This is a genomic window from Streptococcus mitis (assembly GCF_019929545.1).
Taxonomy (GTDB): Bacteria; Bacillota; Bacilli; order Lactobacillales; family Streptococcaceae; genus Streptococcus; species Streptococcus mitis_BU.
Genome location: NZ_JAHZPT010000034.1, coordinates 1 through 18947, shown reverse-complemented (window position 1 = coordinate 18947; position 18947 = coordinate 1). Strand labels below are relative to the sequence as shown.

The window sequence follows — 18947 nt, the reverse complement described above, 5'->3', positions numbered from 1 at the left end:
TATCAAAAAAGAAAGGACGAAATGTGTCCTTTCTCGATCTTAGCTTTTCTTCAACCCACTACAGTTGACAAAGAGCCAAAAATATAACAAAAAAGAGAAGATCGTTATACCTTCTCTTTTTTCTATTTAAATCGCTTCTGTGACAAAACTACGGCTTTCCAATACTTTGAGCATGGCGTTAGCTGTATCTAGGGCTGTGAAGAGGGGCACCCCGTGTTCAATAGCTGAACGGCGAATTTGCTCTCCATCTTCGTCAGCAGTTCGTTTTGTTCCAACTGTATTAATGATAGCTTGAATTCTTCCTTTGCGAACAAAACTTGGAATATCCTTATCGTCATCACCAATCTTACCAACAGGTTGGGCTTGTAATCCATGACTGGCAAAGAAGGCTGCTGTCCCTTCTGTCGCGAGGATTCCATAGCCAATATTTTGGAAACGATGAGCCAAGTCCAAAGCTTCTTCTTTGGCATCATCAGCGATAGTAAATACAACGTTACCAAAAGTTGGCAAGTGTAAGTAAGAAGCTTCAAAGGCCTTATAGAGAGCTTTTTCCAAAGTCGTATCAGAACCCATAACTTCCCCTGTTGACTTCATTTCAGGACCAAGTAAGCTGTCTACCTTAGCTAGTTTCGTAAAGGAGAAGACAGGTGCCTTGATATGAACGCGGGTACTTTCAGGGTAAAGTCCATCTTGGTAGCCAAGTTCTTCAAGTTTTTGCCCCAGAATGAGCTTGGTTGCTACTTGAGCCATAGGGATATTGGTTACCTTAGAAAGGAATGGCACCGTACGGCTAGCACGTGGATTGACCTCAATAACATAGACTTTTTCATCCTTGATGACAAACTGGATGTTCATCATTCCAAGGCAGTTAAGACCGATTGCTAGGCGTTTAGTATAGTCTGCGATTGTTTCTTGCACCTTTTGCGACAAGGTTTGTGGTGGGTAAACGGCCATTGAGTCACCTGAGTGGACACCAGCACGTTCAATATGCTCCATGATACCTGGGATGAGGACATTTTGTCCGTCTGAAATGGCATCGACTTCACACTCTTGTCCGACGATATAAGAGTCAACAAGAACAGGGTGGTCTGGACTTGCCTTAACCGCAGTACGCATATAAGAGCGAAGGTCTTCTTCGTTTTCAACGATTTCCATGGCACGTCCACCAAGTACATAAGATGGGCGGACAAGAACTGGGAAGCCAATCTTGCGAGCTGCAAGAACTGCTTCTTCTTCATTGGTAGCCGTTTGTCCTGGTGGCTGTGGAATATCCAAATCTTTTAGAGCTTGCTCGAAGAGGTCACGGTCTTCCGCACGGTCTAGGTCAGCTACTTGCGTACCAAGAATAGTCACACCTGCTTTAGCCAATGGTTCAGCTAGGTTGATAGCTGTTTGACCACCGAACTGAACAATAACACCTTTTGGTTGCTCCAAGTCAATGACGTTCATAACATCTTCAAATGTCAATGGCTCAAAGTAAAGCTTATCTGATACAGAGAAGTCTGTAGAAACGGTCTCTGGGTTTGAATTCATGATGATGGCTTCATAGCCAGCCGCCTGAATAGCCTTAACTGAATGAACAGTTGCGTAGTCAAACTCGACCCCTTGACCGATACGGATTGGACCAGAACCTAGAACTAGAACGGATTCCTTATCAGACTTGATAGACTCGTTTTCCCAACCATAGGTTGAATAGAAGTATGGTGTTTCAGAGTCAAATTCTGCCGCACAAGTATCTACCATCTTATAAACAGGAACAATCTTGTTTTCCAAACGAAGTTGGCGAACTTGGTCAGCTGTCGTTTCCCAGAGTTCAGCAACCTTACGGTCTGAAAATCCATTTAGTTTAGCTGTTTTCAGGACATCGACATCCTGAGGATGTGCGCCCAACTCCTGCTCAATTTCAAAGATATGCAAGAGTTTATCCAGATAAAAAATATCAATTTTTGTAAGCTCTGCAATTTCTTCTGGTGTGTAGCCACGACGAATTGCTTCTGATACATAGAAAAGACGATCGTCTTGGGCTTTGACTACTTTTTCAATCAAGTCATCATCTGAAACACTGGCAAGTTCAGGCATTTCATTGTGGTGCACCCCAATTTCAAGGGAGCGACAGGCCTTAAGGAGAGATTCTTCGATGTTTCGACCGATTGCCATGACTTCTCCAGTGGCCTTCATTTGTGTACCCAGACGACGCTCCCCTTTTTCAAACTTGTCAAATGGGAAACGTGGAATCTTGGCAACAACGTAGTCAAGGGCTGGCTCAAACATGGCATAGGTTGAACCTGTGACTGGGTTGATCACCTCATCTAAGGTCAAACCTACTGCAATCTTAGCAGCCAATTTGGCAATTGGATAACCTGTCGCTTTAGAGGCAAGGGCTGAAGAACGTGATACACGGGGGTTTACTTCGATGACATAGTATTTGAAGCTATGCGGATCAAGGGCTAGCTGAACGTTACACCCACCTTCAATCTTGAGAGCACGGATAATACTCAAGCTAGCGTCACGAAGCATTTGGTTTTCATAGTCTGACATGGTTTGGGCAGGGGCAAATACAATGGAATCCCCTGTGTGAATCCCCACTGGGTCAAAGTTTTCCATGTTACAAACAACGAGGGCATTGTCAGCTGAATCGCGCATGACTTCGTACTCGATTTCCTTGAAACCTGCAATTGAACGCTCAATCAAACATTGGGTAACAGGTGACAATTTCAACCCATTTTCAGCGATTTCACGCAATTCTTCCTCATTGGCACACATACCACCACCAGTACCACCAAGAGTAAAGGCTGGACGGACGATGACTGGGTAGCCAATTGTTGCTGCAAAGGCAACAGCTTCTTCAACAGTGTTTACAATTTCAGATTCTGGAATGGGTTGGTTGAGCTCTTCCATCAATTGTTTAAAGAGGTCACGGTCCTCCGCTTGGTCGATGGCAGATAATTTAGTTCCCAGAAGCTCAACACCAAGCTCATCAAGGATACCATTTTTAGATAATTCCATGGCCATATTAAGACCAGTTTGCCCACCGAGTGTTGGTAGCAAGGCATCTGGACGCTCCTTACGGAGAATACGTGTCACAAACTCAAGTGTAATCGGTTCGATGTAAACCTTGTCTGCAATCTCCTTGTCTGTCATGATAGTTGCAGGATTTGAGTTAACCAAGACAACCTCATAACCTTCCTCTTTCAAAGACAAGCAAGCCTGGGTCCCAGCGTAGTCAAACTCAGCAGCCTGACCAATAATAATCGGACCAGAACCAATCACCATAATTTTTTGAATATCAGTACGTTTAGGCATAGTTTATGATACAAAGCCCGTAAAGAACACAGCGAAAATAGGAAACTCGGTGCAGACGCCTTCAGCGTCAAGACGATGTTTATCTTTTTCACACAGTTCTTAGGGCGTGTTCACTTCCGCGAACAATGTATCTTCTCCTTTCTATTCGTCGCCTCACAGGGCGACATTAAATAAATTCTCCGACGAGCTTTTACTCGTTCTTAGTTTGATTGTTTAAAAGCTTCCATCATCTCGATAAACTCATCAAATAGGTAGCTAGCGTCGTGTGGACCAGGGGCTGCATCTGGATGGTATTGGACAGAGAAAGCAGGTTGGTATCTGTGACGCACACCTTCCACTGACTTGTCATTGATTTCTTCATGGGTGATAATCAAATGCTCTGGCAAATCTTCACGACTAACTGCATAACCATGGTTCTGGCTGGTGAAGTCTACTCGTCCTGTTGCAATTTCACGTACCGCATGGTTAAATCCACGGTGACCAAATTTCATCTTGTAAGTCTTAGCACCATTTGCCATTGCAAAGAGTTGGTGCCCCATACAGATACCAAAGATTGGAATTTTTCCTTGTACACCGCGAATCATATCCAGTGCTTGTGGAACGTCTTCTGGGTTACCTGGACCATTTGACAACATAACTCCGTCAGGATTGAGATGGAGAATTTCTTCTGCCGTTGTCGAATACGGAACAACCGTCACATTACAGTTACGTTTAGAAAGTTCACGTAAGATTGAGTGCTTGAGACCAAAGTCCACCAAGACAACACTCAAACCAACTCCTGGAGCTGGATAGGAAGTTTTAGTAGAAACCTGCTTGATATTGTCTGTCGGCAAAACTGTTGCTTGGAGCTGGTCAGTCACATGATCCATACTGTCTCCAACATGAGTCAAGGTTGCTCGCATAGTACCATGCTTACGGATAATCTTGGTAAGGGCACGCGTATCAATTCCTGAAATACCAGGAATTTTCTTGGCTTTCAAAAATTCATCCAAGGTCATTTGATTACGCCAGTTACTTGCTCTACGCGCTTCTTCAAAAACAACGACTCCCTTACAAGTTGGAATAATGGATTCGTAATCATCACGGTTAATTCCATAATTTCCTACCAAAGGATAAGTAAAGGTCAAGATCTGTCCATTGTAAGACTGGTCTGTAATGGATTCTTGGTAGCCGGTCATCCCTGTATTAAAGACGATTTCGCCTGTTACATCAATATCTGCTCCGAAGGCCTTGCCTTCAAAAACTGTGCCATCTTCTAATACTAGAAGTCTTTTTGTCATATTTTCACCTCTCGTGGACGCTCACTGGCGTCTTTTAACGTCTTGTGTTTTAGTTGGCGTTTCTACTCGCCAGTACGGATTCTAAGATTGCCATTCGAACAAAGACACCATTGGTCATTTGTTGGACAATCCGTGATTTTGGTGCTTCAACCAAGTGATCTGCGATTTCTACATCACGATTGACTGGAGCTGGGTGCATAAGGATTGCTGTTTCTTTCAAACGGTCGTAACGTTCTTGAGTCAAGCCATGTTGGGCATGGTAGTCTTCTTTTGAAAAGACAGCTCCACTATCATGGCGTTCATGTTGCACACGTAGAAACATCATGACATCCACCTGATCAATGATTTCATCAATAGTTACAAACTGTCCATAGTCTGCAAACTCTTGACTTCTCCATTCCTCAGGTCCAGCAAAGTAAAGTTCAGCTCCCAAGCGTTTCAAAATCTGCATATTGGATTTGGCAACACGTGAGTGGTCCAAGTCACCTGCAATAGCAACCTTAAGACCCTCAAAGTGACCAAATTCCTCATAAATGGTCATCAAATCAAGCAAGCTCTGGCTAGGGTGTTGGCCCGAACCATCTCCACCATTGATGATGGAAGTCGTAATCGTTGGACTTGCAATTAACTCTCTGTAGTAGTCAACCTCTGGGTGGCGAATCACACAGACATCCACTCCTAAAGCAGACAAAGTCAAAATGGTATCATAAAGTGTCTCACCCTTATTGACTGAACTAGTCTTCACATCAAAGTCAAGTCGCTCCAATCCCAGTTTAATCTCTGCAACTTCAAAGGATTTATGCGTCCGTGTAGAATCCTCAAAGAAAAGATTGGAAACAATCGGATGGTCTTCATAAGGAAGCTGAGCTCCGTTTTTAAACTCAATTCCTCGCTTGATCAATTTCATCACTTGATCGACAGTGAGGTCTTCCATGGACACCACATGGTTCAATGCTTGTTGATTTTCTGACATGGCTACTCCTTTAGCTTTCTAAGCTTCTTCAGTAATCAGAACTCTGTCTTGGCCATCAAGTTCTGCCATCTCTACGATGATTTCTTCAGAACGACTGGTTGGGATATTTTTTCCAACGTAATCTGGACGGATTGGCAATTCTCTATGTCCACGATCGACTAAAACTGCTAAACTCACGCGCGCAGGACGACCATGACCGACAATATTATCAATAGCAGCGCGGATGGTACGGCCTGTATAAAGCACATCATCCACCAAGATAACTTCACGGTCTGTCACATCTACAGAAACCAAAGAAGTATCTTCTCCACTTTTAACATCATCACGGAAAGGTTTAGTATCTAATTCCACAACAGGAACTGAAAGATTTTCTAGCTGCTCCAAACGTTCTTGGATTCGGTGGGCGATAAAGACACCGCGAGTTTTAATACCAGCCAAGACGATTTTATTCAAATCTTTGTTGCGTTCGATAATCTCATAAGTAATACGCGTAATCGCTCGTTTGACGGTCAATTCGTCTACAACTTCTTTTGCCTTCATGACAAACCTCCAAAAAGAAAAGTCTCCTTAAACAAGGAGACTTGAAATGTATAGCTAAGTAAGCCCTACTGCAAACAGTATAGACTTCACCCTACTACTTAATCGTTCTCCTTGCCTGCCTCACGGGACAGGTTTAAAGGAATATTTAGTTATCAAATACTATAGCACAAAGCATGCTTAAAATCAAGCAAAAACTTTTGGTACACCATCTTATAAATTGCTAAAATCATATAATTGTGGGTACTGGTCACACTCTGGATTTTTAGGATGGCAGATAGCCCGTCCGAAATAAATCATGGCCTGATGAGCTGCTAACCACTGCTCAGGCGGCAAGATATCCATGACACGCTTTTCCACCTCAAGTGGTGTCGCTGATTTTTTGACGATATCGTGGTGTTTGCAAATACGCTCCACATGAGTATCCACTGCAAAAGCTGGAATCCCAAAGCCCACGCTCATGACAACATTGGCTGTCTTGCGACCAACACCTGCCAAACTCTCCAATTCCTCACGTGTCTGAGGGACTTGACCATCAAAATCGTCTAGTAACTGTTGGGCACATTTTTTAAGGAATTTAGCTTTATTCCGATACAATCCCAGACGAGAAATATGTGAGGCAATCTCACTCTCTGTTGCAACAGACATGGCTTGTGGCGTTGGAAAGGCAGCAAAGAGACCTGGTGTGACCTTATTTACCGCTGCGTCCGTTGTCTGAGCTGACAACATGACCGCAACCAAGAGTTCAAAATGATTGGTGAAATCAAGACTAGGCTTGGCATCTGGAAAAAGAGCAATGATTTCTGCTAGCACCTTTCGTGCACGTTTTTTTGACAAGACCATTATTCGTCTCCGTCAAATAGTCCTTGTAAGCCAGCAAAGGGACTGTTTTCTTCTTTCTTAACTGCTTGTTGAGCTTGGTATTCTTCTTCTGTCATGATTTGCCAGTCATTTCCTGAAATAAATCCTTGACCAGCCTCTTCTTCAGCCGTCAAAACCTTGATGGGAATGTTTAGTAGGATATTGTCTGACACACTCTCAGCAAGGTCAAGTTCTCCATTTTCGATAGGCAAGACCAAATCATCGTCTAAAACTTCCTGATCTAGTTGGTTAGTTGCGCCTTCCATGAAAACTTCCGTTACTGGATAAGATTCAACTAGCTCAACTGGTTCCATACTGCGACTTGAAGCAAGAACAATGGTATAAGACAACTGATAATCTAAGAAATACATACGGTCTTCATACTGTACTTTCCCAACAGCAAGGATATCTTTTACATCTAAAATTTCTTGATTGCGTGCACGCAGGTCTGCGGCTAAGTCTAACGTTTGTTCAAAATGCAAGCCTTCAGACTGCTTACGAATTTCTTGAATATTTAATTTCATACTTCCTCCATAAAGATTTACTCTCTTGATTATACCATGAAAAGGCTACAAATCAGCCCACCAAACTTTGTAATTAACATTCGATTTTTTAACATATTTACTATGACATTTTTGTTTTTTAGTGCTATACTATAGGCAATAATACATCAGAGCAAGGAGGATGCTCACATGGAAGACAAAGAACTCATTACTAATGCAACCCAACTCCTATCCGAGTTAAATAAAAGTTTCCAAAGCTGCAAACAGGGTACAGCAGATGATATTCGACTGCAAGAGCTGCTAAATACTACTCTGCAAGAGCTCAAAAAAGCGGAAAAGTTGAACAACAGTATCTTAATAGACCTTGAGAAATTTTACCAACGTACCAGTCTCCTGATTGGACTGGGTAGCCTAAAACTAAACGATCAAGCTCGCACTGCTTGGCGAAACTACGACAAATTCCATTACGAGCATGTCAAACACGTACTGACTCTTTATGGACCTGTTTTCGGATTTTAGAGATTAGAATTGTCAGTTTTCTATTGACAAAATTTCCTTAAAGGTATAGGATAAAGGTACTAATACTCGGAGGTAAGGGAGACATGAACAACTAAGTCTATCAAATAAAGAACTTTATTTAGTAGATCTTGTTTTTGTCTCTTTTTGGGTGCTCTTTTATGCTCTTTTTCTGGCATTTTATACTCAATGAAAATCAAAGAGCAAACTAGGAAGCTAGCCGCAGGTTGCTCAAAGCACTGCTTTGAGGTTGTAGATAAGACTGACGAAGTCAGTTACATATATCTATGTTAAGGCGACGCTGACGTGGTTTGAAGAGATTTTCGAAGAGTATTAATAGAGTTTTTTTTGACATAGACATTTGCTCTACTAGATAAAGTAGAGCTTTTTGTTATGCACTATCGACATTCTAGAAAGGGCAATCATATGATAAAAATCAATCACCTGACCATCACTCAAAACAAAGATCTACGAGATCTTGTATCTGACCTAACCATGACTATCCAAGACGGGGAAAAGGTAGCTATTATTGGCGAAGAAGGAAATGGCAAATCAACCTTGCTTAAAACTTTAATGGGAGAAACTTTACCTGATTTCACTATCAGGGGAGACATTCAATCTGTTTATCAATCAATAGCCTACATTCCTCAAAAACTCCCCGAAGAGCGGAAAAAGAAAAGTCTACACGACTACTTCTTTTTAGATTCTATTGATTTAGACTACAGTGTCCTCTATCGTTTGGCTGAGGAGTTGCACTTTGATAGCAATCGTTTCGCAAACGACCAAGAGATCGGGAGCCTCTCGGGTGGCGAAGCTTTGAAAATTCAGCTTATCCATGAGTTAGCCAAACCCTTTGAGATTCTATTTTTAGATGAACCTTCAAATGACTTGGATCTTGAGACGGTTGATTGGCTAAAAAGACAGATACAGAAGATGAGGCAAACTGTTATTTTCATCTCCCATGATGAGGACTTTCTTTCTGAAACGGCAGACACTATTGTCCACTTGCGACTGGTCAAGCACCGTAAAGAAGCGGAAACACTAATAGAGCATTTAGACTATGATAGCTATAGTGACCAAAGAAAGGCTAATTTTGTCAGACAAAGCCAGCAAGCTGCTAACGACCAAAGAACCTACGATAAAACCATGGAAAAACATCGGCGAGTCAAGAAAAATGTAGAAACTGCACTTCGAGCTACCAAAGACAGTACTGCCGGTCGCCTATTGGCTAAAAAGATGAAAACTGTCCTCTCACAAGAAAAACGCTACGAAAGGGCAGCTCAGTCCATGACCCAAAAGCCACTTGAAGAGGAAGAAATCAGACTTTTCTTCTCAGACATCCAACCATTACCGGCCTCTAAAGTCTTAATCCAACTGGAAAAAGAAAATTTGTCCATTGACGACCGAGTTTTGGTTCAAGAACTACGACTAACTGTCCGTGCCCAAGATAAAATCGGTATCATTGGGCCAAATGGTATTGGGAAATCAACTCTGTTAGCCAAGTTTCAACAACTGCTTAGCGCCAAAAGAGAAATTTCGCTTGGTTTTATGCCACAAGATTACCACAAAAAACTGCAATTGGATTTATCACCAATAGCCTACCTCAGCAAAACTGGAGAAAAAGAGGAACTACAGAAAATCCAATCTCACTTAGCTAGTCTTAATTTCAGTTATCCAGAAATGCAGCATCAAATTCGCTCCTCATCTGGCGGGCAACAAGGTAAACTCCTGCTTTTGGATTTAGTCCTGCGCAAACCAAACTTTCTCCTTCTGGACGAACCCACACGAAACTTTTCTCCCACTTCTCAACCCCAAATTAGAAAACTCTTTGCCACTTATCCTGGCGGTCTCATCACTGTTTCACATGACCGTCGTTTCTTAAAAGAAGTTTGCTCGATCATCTATCGCATGACAGAACACGGTTTGGAGATAGTTAATTTAGAAGACTTATAAATTTGCAACATAGCAGATAGGTGGGGCAAAAACACAATTTTAGGAGAAGAGAAAGTAAATCTTCCCATAATAAAACGCATAATATCAAGTTTTTGCACACCTGATATTATGCGTTTTTCAGATTTTAAAGGCTTTTTCCCATCCTTCATTTTACATATGTTTCAAACGTTCAATCCGTTCTGAGATAGGTGGGTGGGTATAAAAGAGTTTTTGGAACCCTCCACCTTTCTTAGGATCATTGATATAAAGTGCACTGCTGGCATCATCGACAGGACAACTCATCGGTTTACTATTATCCAACTTATGTAGAGCATTGATCATTCCTTGCGGATTACGCGTCAACTCAACACTGGAAGCATCAGCTAGGAATTCCCTCTGACGAGAAATAGCTAGTTGCACTAAGGTTGCAGCGAGAGGTGCCAGCACAATAGCTAGTAGGGAAACCACTAGCATAATGATTTCAAGACCATTTCCATCTCTATCATCGTCACTCCGTCTGCGACCTGCGCCACCCCACCACATCATCCTTCCTGCCATACTAGACAGAAGGGTAATGGCACTGGCGAGGGCGACAGCAATGGTCGAAATGCGGATATCGTAATTTCGGATATGACTGACTTCATGTCCCATAACAGCTTCTAGTTCTTCACGATTCATGATAGCTAGGAGACCTGACGTCGCAGCAACCGCCGCATTTTGAGGGTTAGAACCTGTCGCAAAGGCATTTAAGGCTGGATCATCAATGATGAAAACACGGGGCATAGGAATCTGAGCCACCATAGCCATATCTTCTACTACATGGTAGAGGTCTGGTGCCGTTTGTTCATCCACCTCACGCGCTCCATTCATGGACATGACAATCTCTGTGGATTGAAAAATCATGGACAAGGCATAGATAAAGCCGATAATCAGCGCGATAACCAAGCCACCAAGCCCAGACCGCATAAAGAGGTAACCAACCGCATAGCCAACAAGAGCTAAGAGTAGGAAAAATACCAGCAACAAAATCCACGTTTTTCGTTTATTGCTTGCAATTTGATCAAACAACATCTTAGTCACCTAAACCGCTAAAATCAACCTTAGGAACTGCCTTTTCCTCTTCTGGTGTTTGAAGGAAATCTGCTGCTTTAAATCCAAACATTCCAGCGATAATATTGCTTGGGAAAGTTTCTAATTTTACGTTGTAGTTGCTGACAACACTGTTGTAGAGTTGACGAGAGTAAGAAATTTTATTTTCTGTGTTTGTCAACTCCTCTTGCAATTTAACAAAGTTAGCACTAGCTTTCAAATCTGGATAGCTTTCTGCAACTGCAAAAATACCTGAAACCTGACGAGTAAGGGCATCACTAGCTTTCATAGCTTCTGCTGGTGAAGTCGCTGCCGCCACTTGGTTACGTAGTTCTGCCACCTTTTCAAGGGTAGAACCTTCATATTTGGCATAACCTTTTACAGTTTCAATCAAGTTTGGCAAGAGGTCATTTCGACGTTTCAACTGAACATCAATTTGGCTCCAAGCCTCCTTTGTTTGCATACGATTCTTAACCAAACCGTTATAGCTAACAATCACAAAAATAACAACAAGAGCCAAAACTCCAAGAATAATCCAAGTCATGATATAATTCCTTTCTGCTTTTAGATTAGTACCAGTATATCAAATTTTTAATGATTGTGGTAAAATAAGATGATACTAAAGAAGGAAATAACTATGAAACCAGAAACATTTTACAACCTGCTTGCCGATCAGAATCTTCCACTTTCGGACCAGCAAAAAAAACAATTTGAACGTTATTTTGAACTCTTGATCGAGTGGAATGAAAAGATTAATTTAACAGCTATTACAGACAAGGAAGAAGTTTATCTCAAACATTTTTACGATTCGATTGCACCCATTCTTCAAGATTTGATTCCCAGCTCCAATATCAAACTTCTTGATATTGGAGCTGGGGCAGGATTTCCTAGTCTACCAATGAAAATCCTCTATCCTCAGTTAAATGTAACTATCATTGATTCTCTCAACAAGCGCATCAACTTCCTCCAACTTTTGGCTCAAGAACTGGATTTAGACGATGTTCATTTCTACCATGGACGTGCCGAAGATTTTGCCCAAGACAAAAACTTCCGTGCTCAGTATGATTTTGTAACGGCTCGTGCGGTTGCCCGTATGCAAGTCCTATCTGAATTAACTATTCCCTACCTTAAAGTTGGCGGAAAACTATTGGCACTCAAGGCTAGCAATGCTCCTGAGGAATTATTAGAAGCTAAGAATGCCCTCAACCTCCTTTTTAGTAAAGTAGAAGACAATCTCAGCTACGCCCTACCAAATGGAGATCCACGTTACATCACAGTGGTAGAAAAGAAAAAAGAAACACCAAATAAATATCCAAGAAAGGCTGGCATGCCCAACAAACGCCCGCTTTAAATTTTTTAGTAAAAAATGTTTACAAAGTTCGGAATTTCTGCTATACTATCACAAGCAAAGGTTTTTAATGTCATCCCGTGAGGTGACGAAGACGCAGAAATACTTGAAACTCTTTAAAGTCTAGATTTTAGAGAAGTCTTACTCTGAGGGCCTATTGCTGTAAAATAATGGGCTCTTTTTTGATGCCCAAAAGTGAGGTTTATATGAAACAAGAATCAACTGTTGATTTGTTACTAGACGTTGACCAACGTCCTTCAGCTGGAAAAGGAATTCTCCTTAGCTTCCAACACGTTTTCGCCATGTTTGGTGCGACCATCTTGGTACCCTTGATTTTGGGAATGCCTGTATCTGTTGCCCTTTTTGCTTCAGGTGTTGGAACACTCATCTACATGATCTCAACTGGTTTTAGGGTTCCAGTTTATCTAGGATCATCATTCGCCTTTATCACAGCAATGTCACTGGCTATGAAAGAAATGGGTGGTGATGTATCTGCTGCTCAAACAGGGGTTATCTTGACTGGTTTAGTCTATGTCCTTGTGGCTGCAAGTGTTCGTTTTGCGGGTACAAAATGGATTGATAAACTCTTGCCACCAATCATCATTGGACCTATGATCATCGTTATCGGTCTTGGACTTGCAGGTTCAGCTGTTACCAATGCTGGTCTTGTAGCTGATGGAAATTGGAAAAATGCTCTTGTAGCAGTTGTTACTTTCTTGATTGCTGCCTTTATCAATACAAAAGGAAAAGGCTTCCTACGAATCATTCCATTCCTCTTTGCCATTATCGGTGGTTACCTCTTCGCACTAACTCTTGGTTTGGTTGACTTTACACCAGTTCTTAAAGCTAACTGGTTTGAAATTCCTGGTTTCTACTTGCCATTTAGCACAGGTGGTGCCTTTAAAGAATACAATCTTTACTTTGGCCCAGAAACCATCGCTATCTTGCCAATCGCTATCGTAACAATTTCTGAACATATCGGAGACCACACTGTTTTGGGTCAAATCTGTGGCCGTCAATTCTTGAAAGAACCAGGTCTTCACCGTACTCTTCTTGGTGACGGTATCGCAACTTCTGTTTCTGCCTTCCTTGGTGGACCAGCCAATACAACTTACGGAGAAAATACAGGGGTTATCGGTATGACTCGTATCGCTTCTGTCTCAGTTATCCGTAACGCTGCCTTTATCGCAATTGCTCTTAGCTTCCTTGGTAAATTCACTGCCTTGATTTCAACTATTCCAAACGCTGTACTTGGTGGTATGTCAATCCTTCTCTATGGAGTTATCGCCAGCAATGGTTTGAAAGTCTTGATCAAAGAACGTGTGGATTTCAGTCAAATGCGTAACCTAATCATCGCAAGTGCTATGTTGGTCCTTGGACTTGGAGGAGCTATCCTTAAACTCGGTCCAGTTACACTTTCAGGTACTGCCCTATCAGCCATGACAGGAATCATCTTGAACTTGATCTTGCCATACGAAAATAAAGACTAAGAATCTAAACACATCAAAAAACGAGCATTTCCAATTACGGAAGTGCTCATTTTTCTTCTTTCTAAAAAAGGAAAGCCCTGCGGCCTTCCCTTATCTTACTTGCGCTTCTTCTTCGCTTTTTTCATTTTATTCGCCATCCGTTTCATAGACTGTTTCATAGCAAATTCACCAATTTTACCTTTGAGTCCGCCACCAAACATCTGGCTCATATCTGGCATTCCTGCTCCTCCGAGAGCTGACAGGTCAGGCATACCGCCTTGTCCCATCATTCCTTCAAGGGCAGACATATCCATTCCTCCCATATTTGGCATATTTTTAGGAAGGTTATTTGGATTGATTCCCATTTGCTTCATCATTTTGTTCATATCCCCAGACATGACACCCTGCATGAGCTGTTTAGCCTGGTTAAAGTCCTTGATGAATTTATTGACTTCGACAAATGTATTTCCAGAACCAGCAGCGATACGACGGCGACGGCTTGGATTTAACAAATCTGGGTTTTCACGTTCTTCAGGTGTCATGGAAGACACAATGGCACGTTTACGAGCAATCTGACGCTCATCTACCTTCATGTTTTGAAGGGCTGGGTTGTTAGCCATACCTGGAATCATCTTGAGCAAGTCTTCCATTGGCCCCATGTTTTGTACCTGATCCAACTGATCAATGAAATCATTGAAATCAAAGGTGTTTTCACGCATCTTCTCAGCCATTTCAAGGGCTTTTTGCTCATCGTATTCCTGAGAAGCTTTCTCAATCAGAGTGAGCATATCCCCCATGCCAAGGATACGGCTAGACATGCGATCTGGGTGGAAGGTTTCAATGTCCGTAATCTTTTCACCTGTACCAGTGAACTTGATTGGTTTTCCAGTAATATGACGAACAGATAGAGCAGCACCACCACGAGTGTCCCCATCAATCTTGGTAAGGATAACCCCAGTCACTTCCAACTGAGCATTAAACTCACGCGCAACATTGGCCGCTTCTTGACCAATCATGGCATCAACCACGAGCAGAATTTCGTTTGGTTGAGCCAATGCTTTTACGTCACGAAGCTCATTCATCAAAAGCTCATCAATCTGCAAACGCCCTGCCGTATCAATCAAGACATAGTCGTTATGATTAGTTTGGGCTTGTTCCAAACCTTGACGAACAATCTCCACAGCTGGAACCTCTGTCCCAAGAGCGAAGACAGGCACATCAATCTGTTGCCCCAAGGTCTTAAGCTGGTCAATGGCAGCAGGACGATAAATATCCGCCGCAATCATCAAAGGACGAGCATTTTCTTCTTTCTTGAGTTTGTTGGCCAATTTACCAGCAAAGGTTGTTTTACCAGCCCCCTGCAAACCGACCATCATGATGATTGTAGGAATCTTAGGTGACTTGATAATTTCTGCCGTATCAGAACCCAAAACAGCCGTCAGTTCCTCATCAACGATTTTAATAATTTGTTGCGCAGGATTAAGGGTATCAATGACCTCATGCCCGACTGCACGCTCACGAACTTTCTTGATAAAGTCCTTTACAACAGGCAAGGCAACGTCGGCCTCAAGCAAGGCCAAGCGAATTTCTTTGGTTGCCTCTTGGACATCAGATTCAGAGATTTTTCCTTTTTTACGTAGATTTTTAAAGACGTTCTGCAAACGTTCTGTTAAACTTTCAAATGCCATTTTTCTTCCTCTTATTCTCTATTATCAATGCTTGTTAAAATTTCTATCTGCTCCTGCAGAAAATCATCCTTGGGATAGCGCTCCAAAATCTGATCAAAAATCTGACTGCGGACAATGTAGTCCGAGTACATGTGCAATTTCATCTCATAATCTTCCAGAATCTTTTCTGTCCGCTTGATATTGTCATAGACAGCCTGACGACTAACGCCGAACTCTTCAGCAATCTCAGCAAGGCTGTAATCATCAGCGTAGTAGAGCTCGATATAATTCATTTGCTTATCTGTCAAAAGCGCCGCATAAAATTCAAAGAGCGCATTCATACGATTGGTTTTTTCGATTTCCATAACTTTTATTATACCAAAAATTAGCCTAATCTACCACATTAGCAGGCTAATCCGAGAAGATAGCCAGGTAAATTTGAAAAAGACATGAGCCTAGCCCCAAGTAATTTCCAATTGATAGCTGGCAAAGGGATGTCCCTCTTGATTTTGTAGTTGATAATCTAGCTCAATCTTTTGCCCATCAACTTGATAATGAGTCGTTTGGATGATAAACTCCTGCATGCCCATAGGTGTGGGAATATAGGCTAAACTATCACTATCCTTTAAAAAGCGCATAATGGTCTTGGGATTGGAAAAACGGCTCATCACCAGTTCTTGACCATGAAATTTAATCACTACTTTTTCTTTTTCCTCATTATAAAAAAGCAGGTAGCTATAATCTCCCTTTTCATGCACTTCTACATCATAGAGCTGGTCAATCACTTCCAACTGCTCATCAAACTGAATCGTATTTCGCATCCGAATCTTCACATCAAGTCCTCTTTCTTGTCTCTTGTCCTACTATTTTACCAAAAACTCTAGCTTTTTGCTATAATGGTCATATGAACGAAAAAGTATTCCGTGACCCAGTTCACAACTACATCCATGTCAATAATCAAATCATCTATGACTTGATTAATACAAAAGAATTTCAGCGTTTGCGTCGTATCAAACAACTGGGAACTTCCAGTTATACCTTCCACGGTGGGGAGCACAGCCGCTTCTCCCACTGTCTAGGAGTCTATGAAATTGCACGACGCATCACAGAGATTTTTGAAGAAAAATATCCTGAAGAATGGAATCCTGCCGAGTCTCTCTTGACCATGACCGCTGCTCTCCTACATGACCTTGGACATGGTGCCTACTCCCATACTTTTGAACATCTCTTTGATACAGACCACGAAGCCATTACTCAGGAGATTATCCAAAGTCCTGAAACGGAGATTCACCAAGTCCTGCTACAAGTGGCGCCAGATTTTCCAGAAAAGGTAGCTAGTGTCATCGACCATACCTATCCTAACAAGCAGGTCGTGCAACTCATTTCTAGTCAGATTGATGCAGACCGTATGGACTATCTCTTGCGCGACTCCTATTTTACAGGAGCATCTTATGGGGAATTTGACCTGACTCGCATCCTCCGAGTCATTCGTCCTGTCGAAAACGGTATTGCCTTTCAGCGCAATGGCATGCACGCCATCGAAGACTATGTCCTCAGTCGCTACCAGATGTATATGCAGGTCTATTTCCACCCTGCAACACGTGCCATGGAAGTTCTCCTACAAAATCTTCTCAAACGCGCCAAGGAACTCTATCCTACGGATAAGGACTTCTTTGCACGAACTTCTCCACATCTCCTACCTTTCTTTGAAAAAAATGTGACCTTGTCTGATTATCTGGCTCTGGATGATGGTGTGATGAATACCTACTTCCAGCTCTGGATGACCAGTCCTGATAAGATTCTTGCAGACCTGTCGCAACGCTTTGTCAACCGCAAGGTCTTTAAATCCATTACTTTTTCACAAGAAGACCAAGACCAACTCGCCAGCATGAGAAAATTGGTTGAGGACATTGGCTTTGATCCCGACTACTACACTGCCATTCATAAGAATTTTGACCTCCCTTATGATATCTATCGTCCCGAATCTGAAAATCCAAGGACACAGATTGAGATTTTACAAAAAAATGGAGAACTGGCCGAACTCTCTAGCCTGTCTCCTATCGTCCAATCTCTTGCTGGCAGTCGCCACGGAGATAATCGTTTCTATTTCCCAAAAGAAATGTTGGACCAAAACAGTATCTTCGCAAGCATCACCCAGCAATTTTTACACTTGATTGAGAACGATCATTTTACCCCAAATAAAAACTAGAAGAGGAAATTTATGAGTATTAAACTAATCGCCGTTGATATTGACGGAACCCTAGTCAATAGCCAAAAGGAGATCACTCCTGAGGTCTTTTCTGCCATCCAAGATGCCAAAGAAGCTGGTGTCAAAGTCGTGATTGCAACCGGTCGCCCTATCGCAGGTGTTGCCAAACTTCTGGATGACTTGCAGTTGAGAGACGAGGGTGACTATGTTGTGACTTTCAATGGTGCCCTTGTCCAAGAAACCGCTACAGGACATGAGATTATCAGCGAATCATTGACTTATGAGGATTATCTGGATATGGAATTCCTCAGTCGCAAGCTCGGTGTCCACATGCACGCTATTACCAAGGACGGTATCTACACAGCTAATCGCAATATCGGAAAATACACTGTGCACGAATCAACCCTCGTCAGCATGCCCATCTTCTACCGCACACCTGAAGAAATGGCTAACAAGGAAATCGTCAAATGTATGTTCATCGATGAGCCTGAGATTCTCGATGCTGCGATTGAAAAGATACCAGCCGAATTTTATGAGCGCTACTCCATCAACAAATCTGCTCCTTTCTACCTCGAACTCCTTAAAAAGAATGTGGACAAAGGTTCAGCCATCACTCACTTAGCTGAAAAACTCGGATTGACCAAAGATGAAACCATGGCTATCGGTGACGAAGAAAATGACCGTGCCATGCTGGAAGTCGTTGGCAACCCAGTTGTCATGGAAAACGGAAATCCAGAAATCAAAAAAATCGCCAAATACATAACTAAATCTAACGATGAATCCGGCGTTGCCCATGCCATCCGTACATGGGTACTGTAAAAGGGTATGAATAGACGAAAACCGCTCAGCTGAGCGGTTTTTTCCAAATCAAGAATTTTCTATACCATCATTTTTTTAAATGATCAAGGCAGGTAACTCACTATGAAATAAGCTAAATTACCAATCACTTGATGATCCACCAGCATCAAAACCACCACCTGACCAATCACTTGATGATCCACCAGCATCAAAACCACCACCTGACCAATCATCACTCGACCAAGGCGATGAGGAATCACTACTACTCTCATTATGATACTCATCTGAATTTTTAATATGGTAAGCTGTTAATGCTTTTTGTGACCAAGAACCATCATTTATAAAATCTTTATCATCAGGGTATAATTTATCCTTACCATAATAGAGGGCACCTCTAAAAACTCCACTCTTATCACAAAAGAAAAAATCAACTGTATGTGTCTCATTTAGTTGGCACATTCA

General features: G+C 42.1%; 18 protein-coding genes. 6 read left to right on the top strand and 12 right to left on the bottom strand.

Annotated elements, in window-relative coordinates:
* Positions 1 to 126: 126 nt before the first annotated feature.
* From carB to K1I71_RS08480, 6 genes are all read right to left on the bottom strand, one after another.
* Entirely contained in the window at positions 127 to 3303 is a 3177-nt protein-coding gene (gene carB, locus K1I71_RS08505; protein WP_223330732.1) for a carbamoyl-phosphate synthase large subunit, read from the bottom strand.
* Between the two features lie 200 nt (positions 3304 to 3503).
* Positions 3504 to 4583, bottom strand: coding sequence for a carbamoyl phosphate synthase small subunit (locus K1I71_RS08500; protein WP_000166853.1), 1080 nt, complete (start codon positions 4581 to 4583; stop codon positions 3504 to 3506).
* Between the two features lie 49 nt (positions 4584 to 4632).
* Positions 4633 to 5556 (bottom strand): aspartate carbamoyltransferase catalytic subunit, encoded by a 924-nt coding sequence (locus K1I71_RS08495; protein WP_004260121.1) that lies wholly within the window; start codon positions 5554 to 5556, stop codon positions 4633 to 4635.
* 18 nt (positions 5557 to 5574) lie between these two features.
* Positions 5575 to 6096, bottom strand: coding sequence for a bifunctional pyr operon transcriptional regulator/uracil phosphoribosyltransferase PyrR (gene pyrR / locus K1I71_RS08490; protein ID WP_000644747.1), 522 nt, complete (start codon positions 6094 to 6096; stop codon positions 5575 to 5577).
* A gap of 210 nt (positions 6097 to 6306) precedes the next feature.
* Positions 6307 to 6936, bottom strand: coding sequence for an endonuclease III (gene nth, locus K1I71_RS08485; RefSeq protein ID WP_223330731.1), 630 nt, complete (start codon positions 6934 to 6936; stop codon positions 6307 to 6309).
* Positions 6936 to 7478, bottom strand: coding sequence for a YceD family protein (locus K1I71_RS08480; RefSeq protein WP_000773211.1), 543 nt, complete (start codon positions 7476 to 7478; stop codon positions 6936 to 6938). The genes nth and K1I71_RS08480 overlap by 1 nt, the downstream gene beginning before the upstream one ends.
* A 168-nt stretch (positions 7479 to 7646) precedes the next feature.
* On the opposite strand from K1I71_RS08480, the gene K1I71_RS08475 reads away from it, so the two are divergent.
* Positions 7647 to 7976, top strand: a complete 330-nt coding sequence (locus tag K1I71_RS08475; protein WP_125454436.1) for a helicase BlpT — start codon at positions 7647 to 7649, stop codon at positions 7974 to 7976.
* A gap of 390 nt (positions 7977 to 8366) precedes the next feature.
* On the top strand, positions 8367 to 9926 hold the full coding sequence (locus K1I71_RS08470) for an ATP-binding cassette domain-containing protein (protein WP_223330730.1): 1560 nt from the start codon (positions 8367 to 8369) through the stop codon (positions 9924 to 9926).
* A 150-nt stretch (positions 9927 to 10076) separates the two neighbouring features.
* On the opposite strand, the gene htpX is transcribed toward K1I71_RS08470, so the two are convergent.
* Together htpX and K1I71_RS08460 are read right to left on the bottom strand one after the other, a co-directional pair.
* Positions 10077 to 10976 (bottom strand): zinc metalloprotease HtpX, encoded by a 900-nt coding sequence (gene htpX, locus K1I71_RS08465; protein WP_223330729.1) that lies wholly within the window; start codon positions 10974 to 10976, stop codon positions 10077 to 10079.
* 1 nt (position 10977) lies between these two features.
* On the bottom strand, positions 10978 to 11538 hold the full coding sequence (locus K1I71_RS08460) for a LemA family protein (RefSeq protein WP_000219846.1): 561 nt from the start codon (positions 11536 to 11538) through the stop codon (positions 10978 to 10980).
* 93 nt (positions 11539 to 11631) lie between these two features.
* On the opposite strand from K1I71_RS08460, the gene rsmG reads away from it, so the two are divergent.
* Entirely contained in the window at positions 11632 to 12345 is a 714-nt protein-coding gene (gene rsmG, locus K1I71_RS08455; RefSeq protein ID WP_223330728.1) for a 16S rRNA (guanine(527)-N(7))-methyltransferase RsmG, read from the top strand.
* Positions 12346 to 12548: 203 nt separating this feature from the next.
* Positions 12549 to 13832, top strand: coding sequence for a uracil-xanthine permease family protein (locus K1I71_RS08450; protein WP_223330727.1), 1284 nt, complete (start codon positions 12549 to 12551; stop codon positions 13830 to 13832).
* Positions 13833 to 13927: 95 nt separating this feature from the next.
* Here the strand turns inward: K1I71_RS08450 and ffh are convergent, their stop codons facing one another.
* The 3 genes from ffh to K1I71_RS08435 form a co-directional block, all read right to left on the bottom strand.
* Positions 13928 to 15499, bottom strand: coding sequence for a signal recognition particle protein (gene ffh, locus K1I71_RS08445; protein ID WP_000863628.1), 1572 nt, complete (start codon positions 15497 to 15499; stop codon positions 13928 to 13930).
* A gap of 11 nt (positions 15500 to 15510) precedes the next feature.
* On the bottom strand, positions 15511 to 15843 hold the full coding sequence (locus K1I71_RS08440) for a putative DNA-binding protein (RefSeq protein WP_000402066.1): 333 nt from the start codon (positions 15841 to 15843) through the stop codon (positions 15511 to 15513).
* 90 nt (positions 15844 to 15933) lie between these two features.
* The gene (locus K1I71_RS08435) at positions 15934 to 16311 is read right to left on the bottom strand and encodes a YwiB family protein (RefSeq protein WP_223330726.1); all 378 of its coding nucleotides are present in this window, start codon (positions 16309 to 16311) and stop codon (positions 15934 to 15936) included.
* Positions 16312 to 16382: 71 nt separating this feature from the next.
* On the opposite strand from K1I71_RS08435, the gene K1I71_RS08430 reads away from it, so the two are divergent.
* Together K1I71_RS08430 and yidA are read left to right on the top strand one after the other, a co-directional pair.
* A complete protein-coding gene (locus K1I71_RS08430; protein ID WP_223330725.1) occupies positions 16383 to 17687 on the top strand; it encodes an HD domain-containing protein in 1305 nt (434 codons plus the stop codon).
* A 12-nt stretch (positions 17688 to 17699) separates the two neighbouring features.
* Positions 17700 to 18506 carry a sugar-phosphatase gene (yidA, locus tag K1I71_RS08425; protein ID WP_023946927.1) on the top strand — a complete coding sequence of 269 codons (807 nt, stop codon included), beginning with the start codon at positions 17700 to 17702 and terminating at the stop codon, positions 18504 to 18506.
* An 83-nt stretch (positions 18507 to 18589) separates the two neighbouring features.
* Here the strand turns inward: yidA and K1I71_RS08420 are convergent, their stop codons facing one another.
* Positions 18590 to 18757 (bottom strand): hypothetical protein, encoded by a 168-nt coding sequence (locus K1I71_RS08420; RefSeq protein ID WP_223330724.1) that lies wholly within the window; start codon positions 18755 to 18757, stop codon positions 18590 to 18592.
* Between the last annotated feature and the right edge of the window lie 190 nt (positions 18758 to 18947).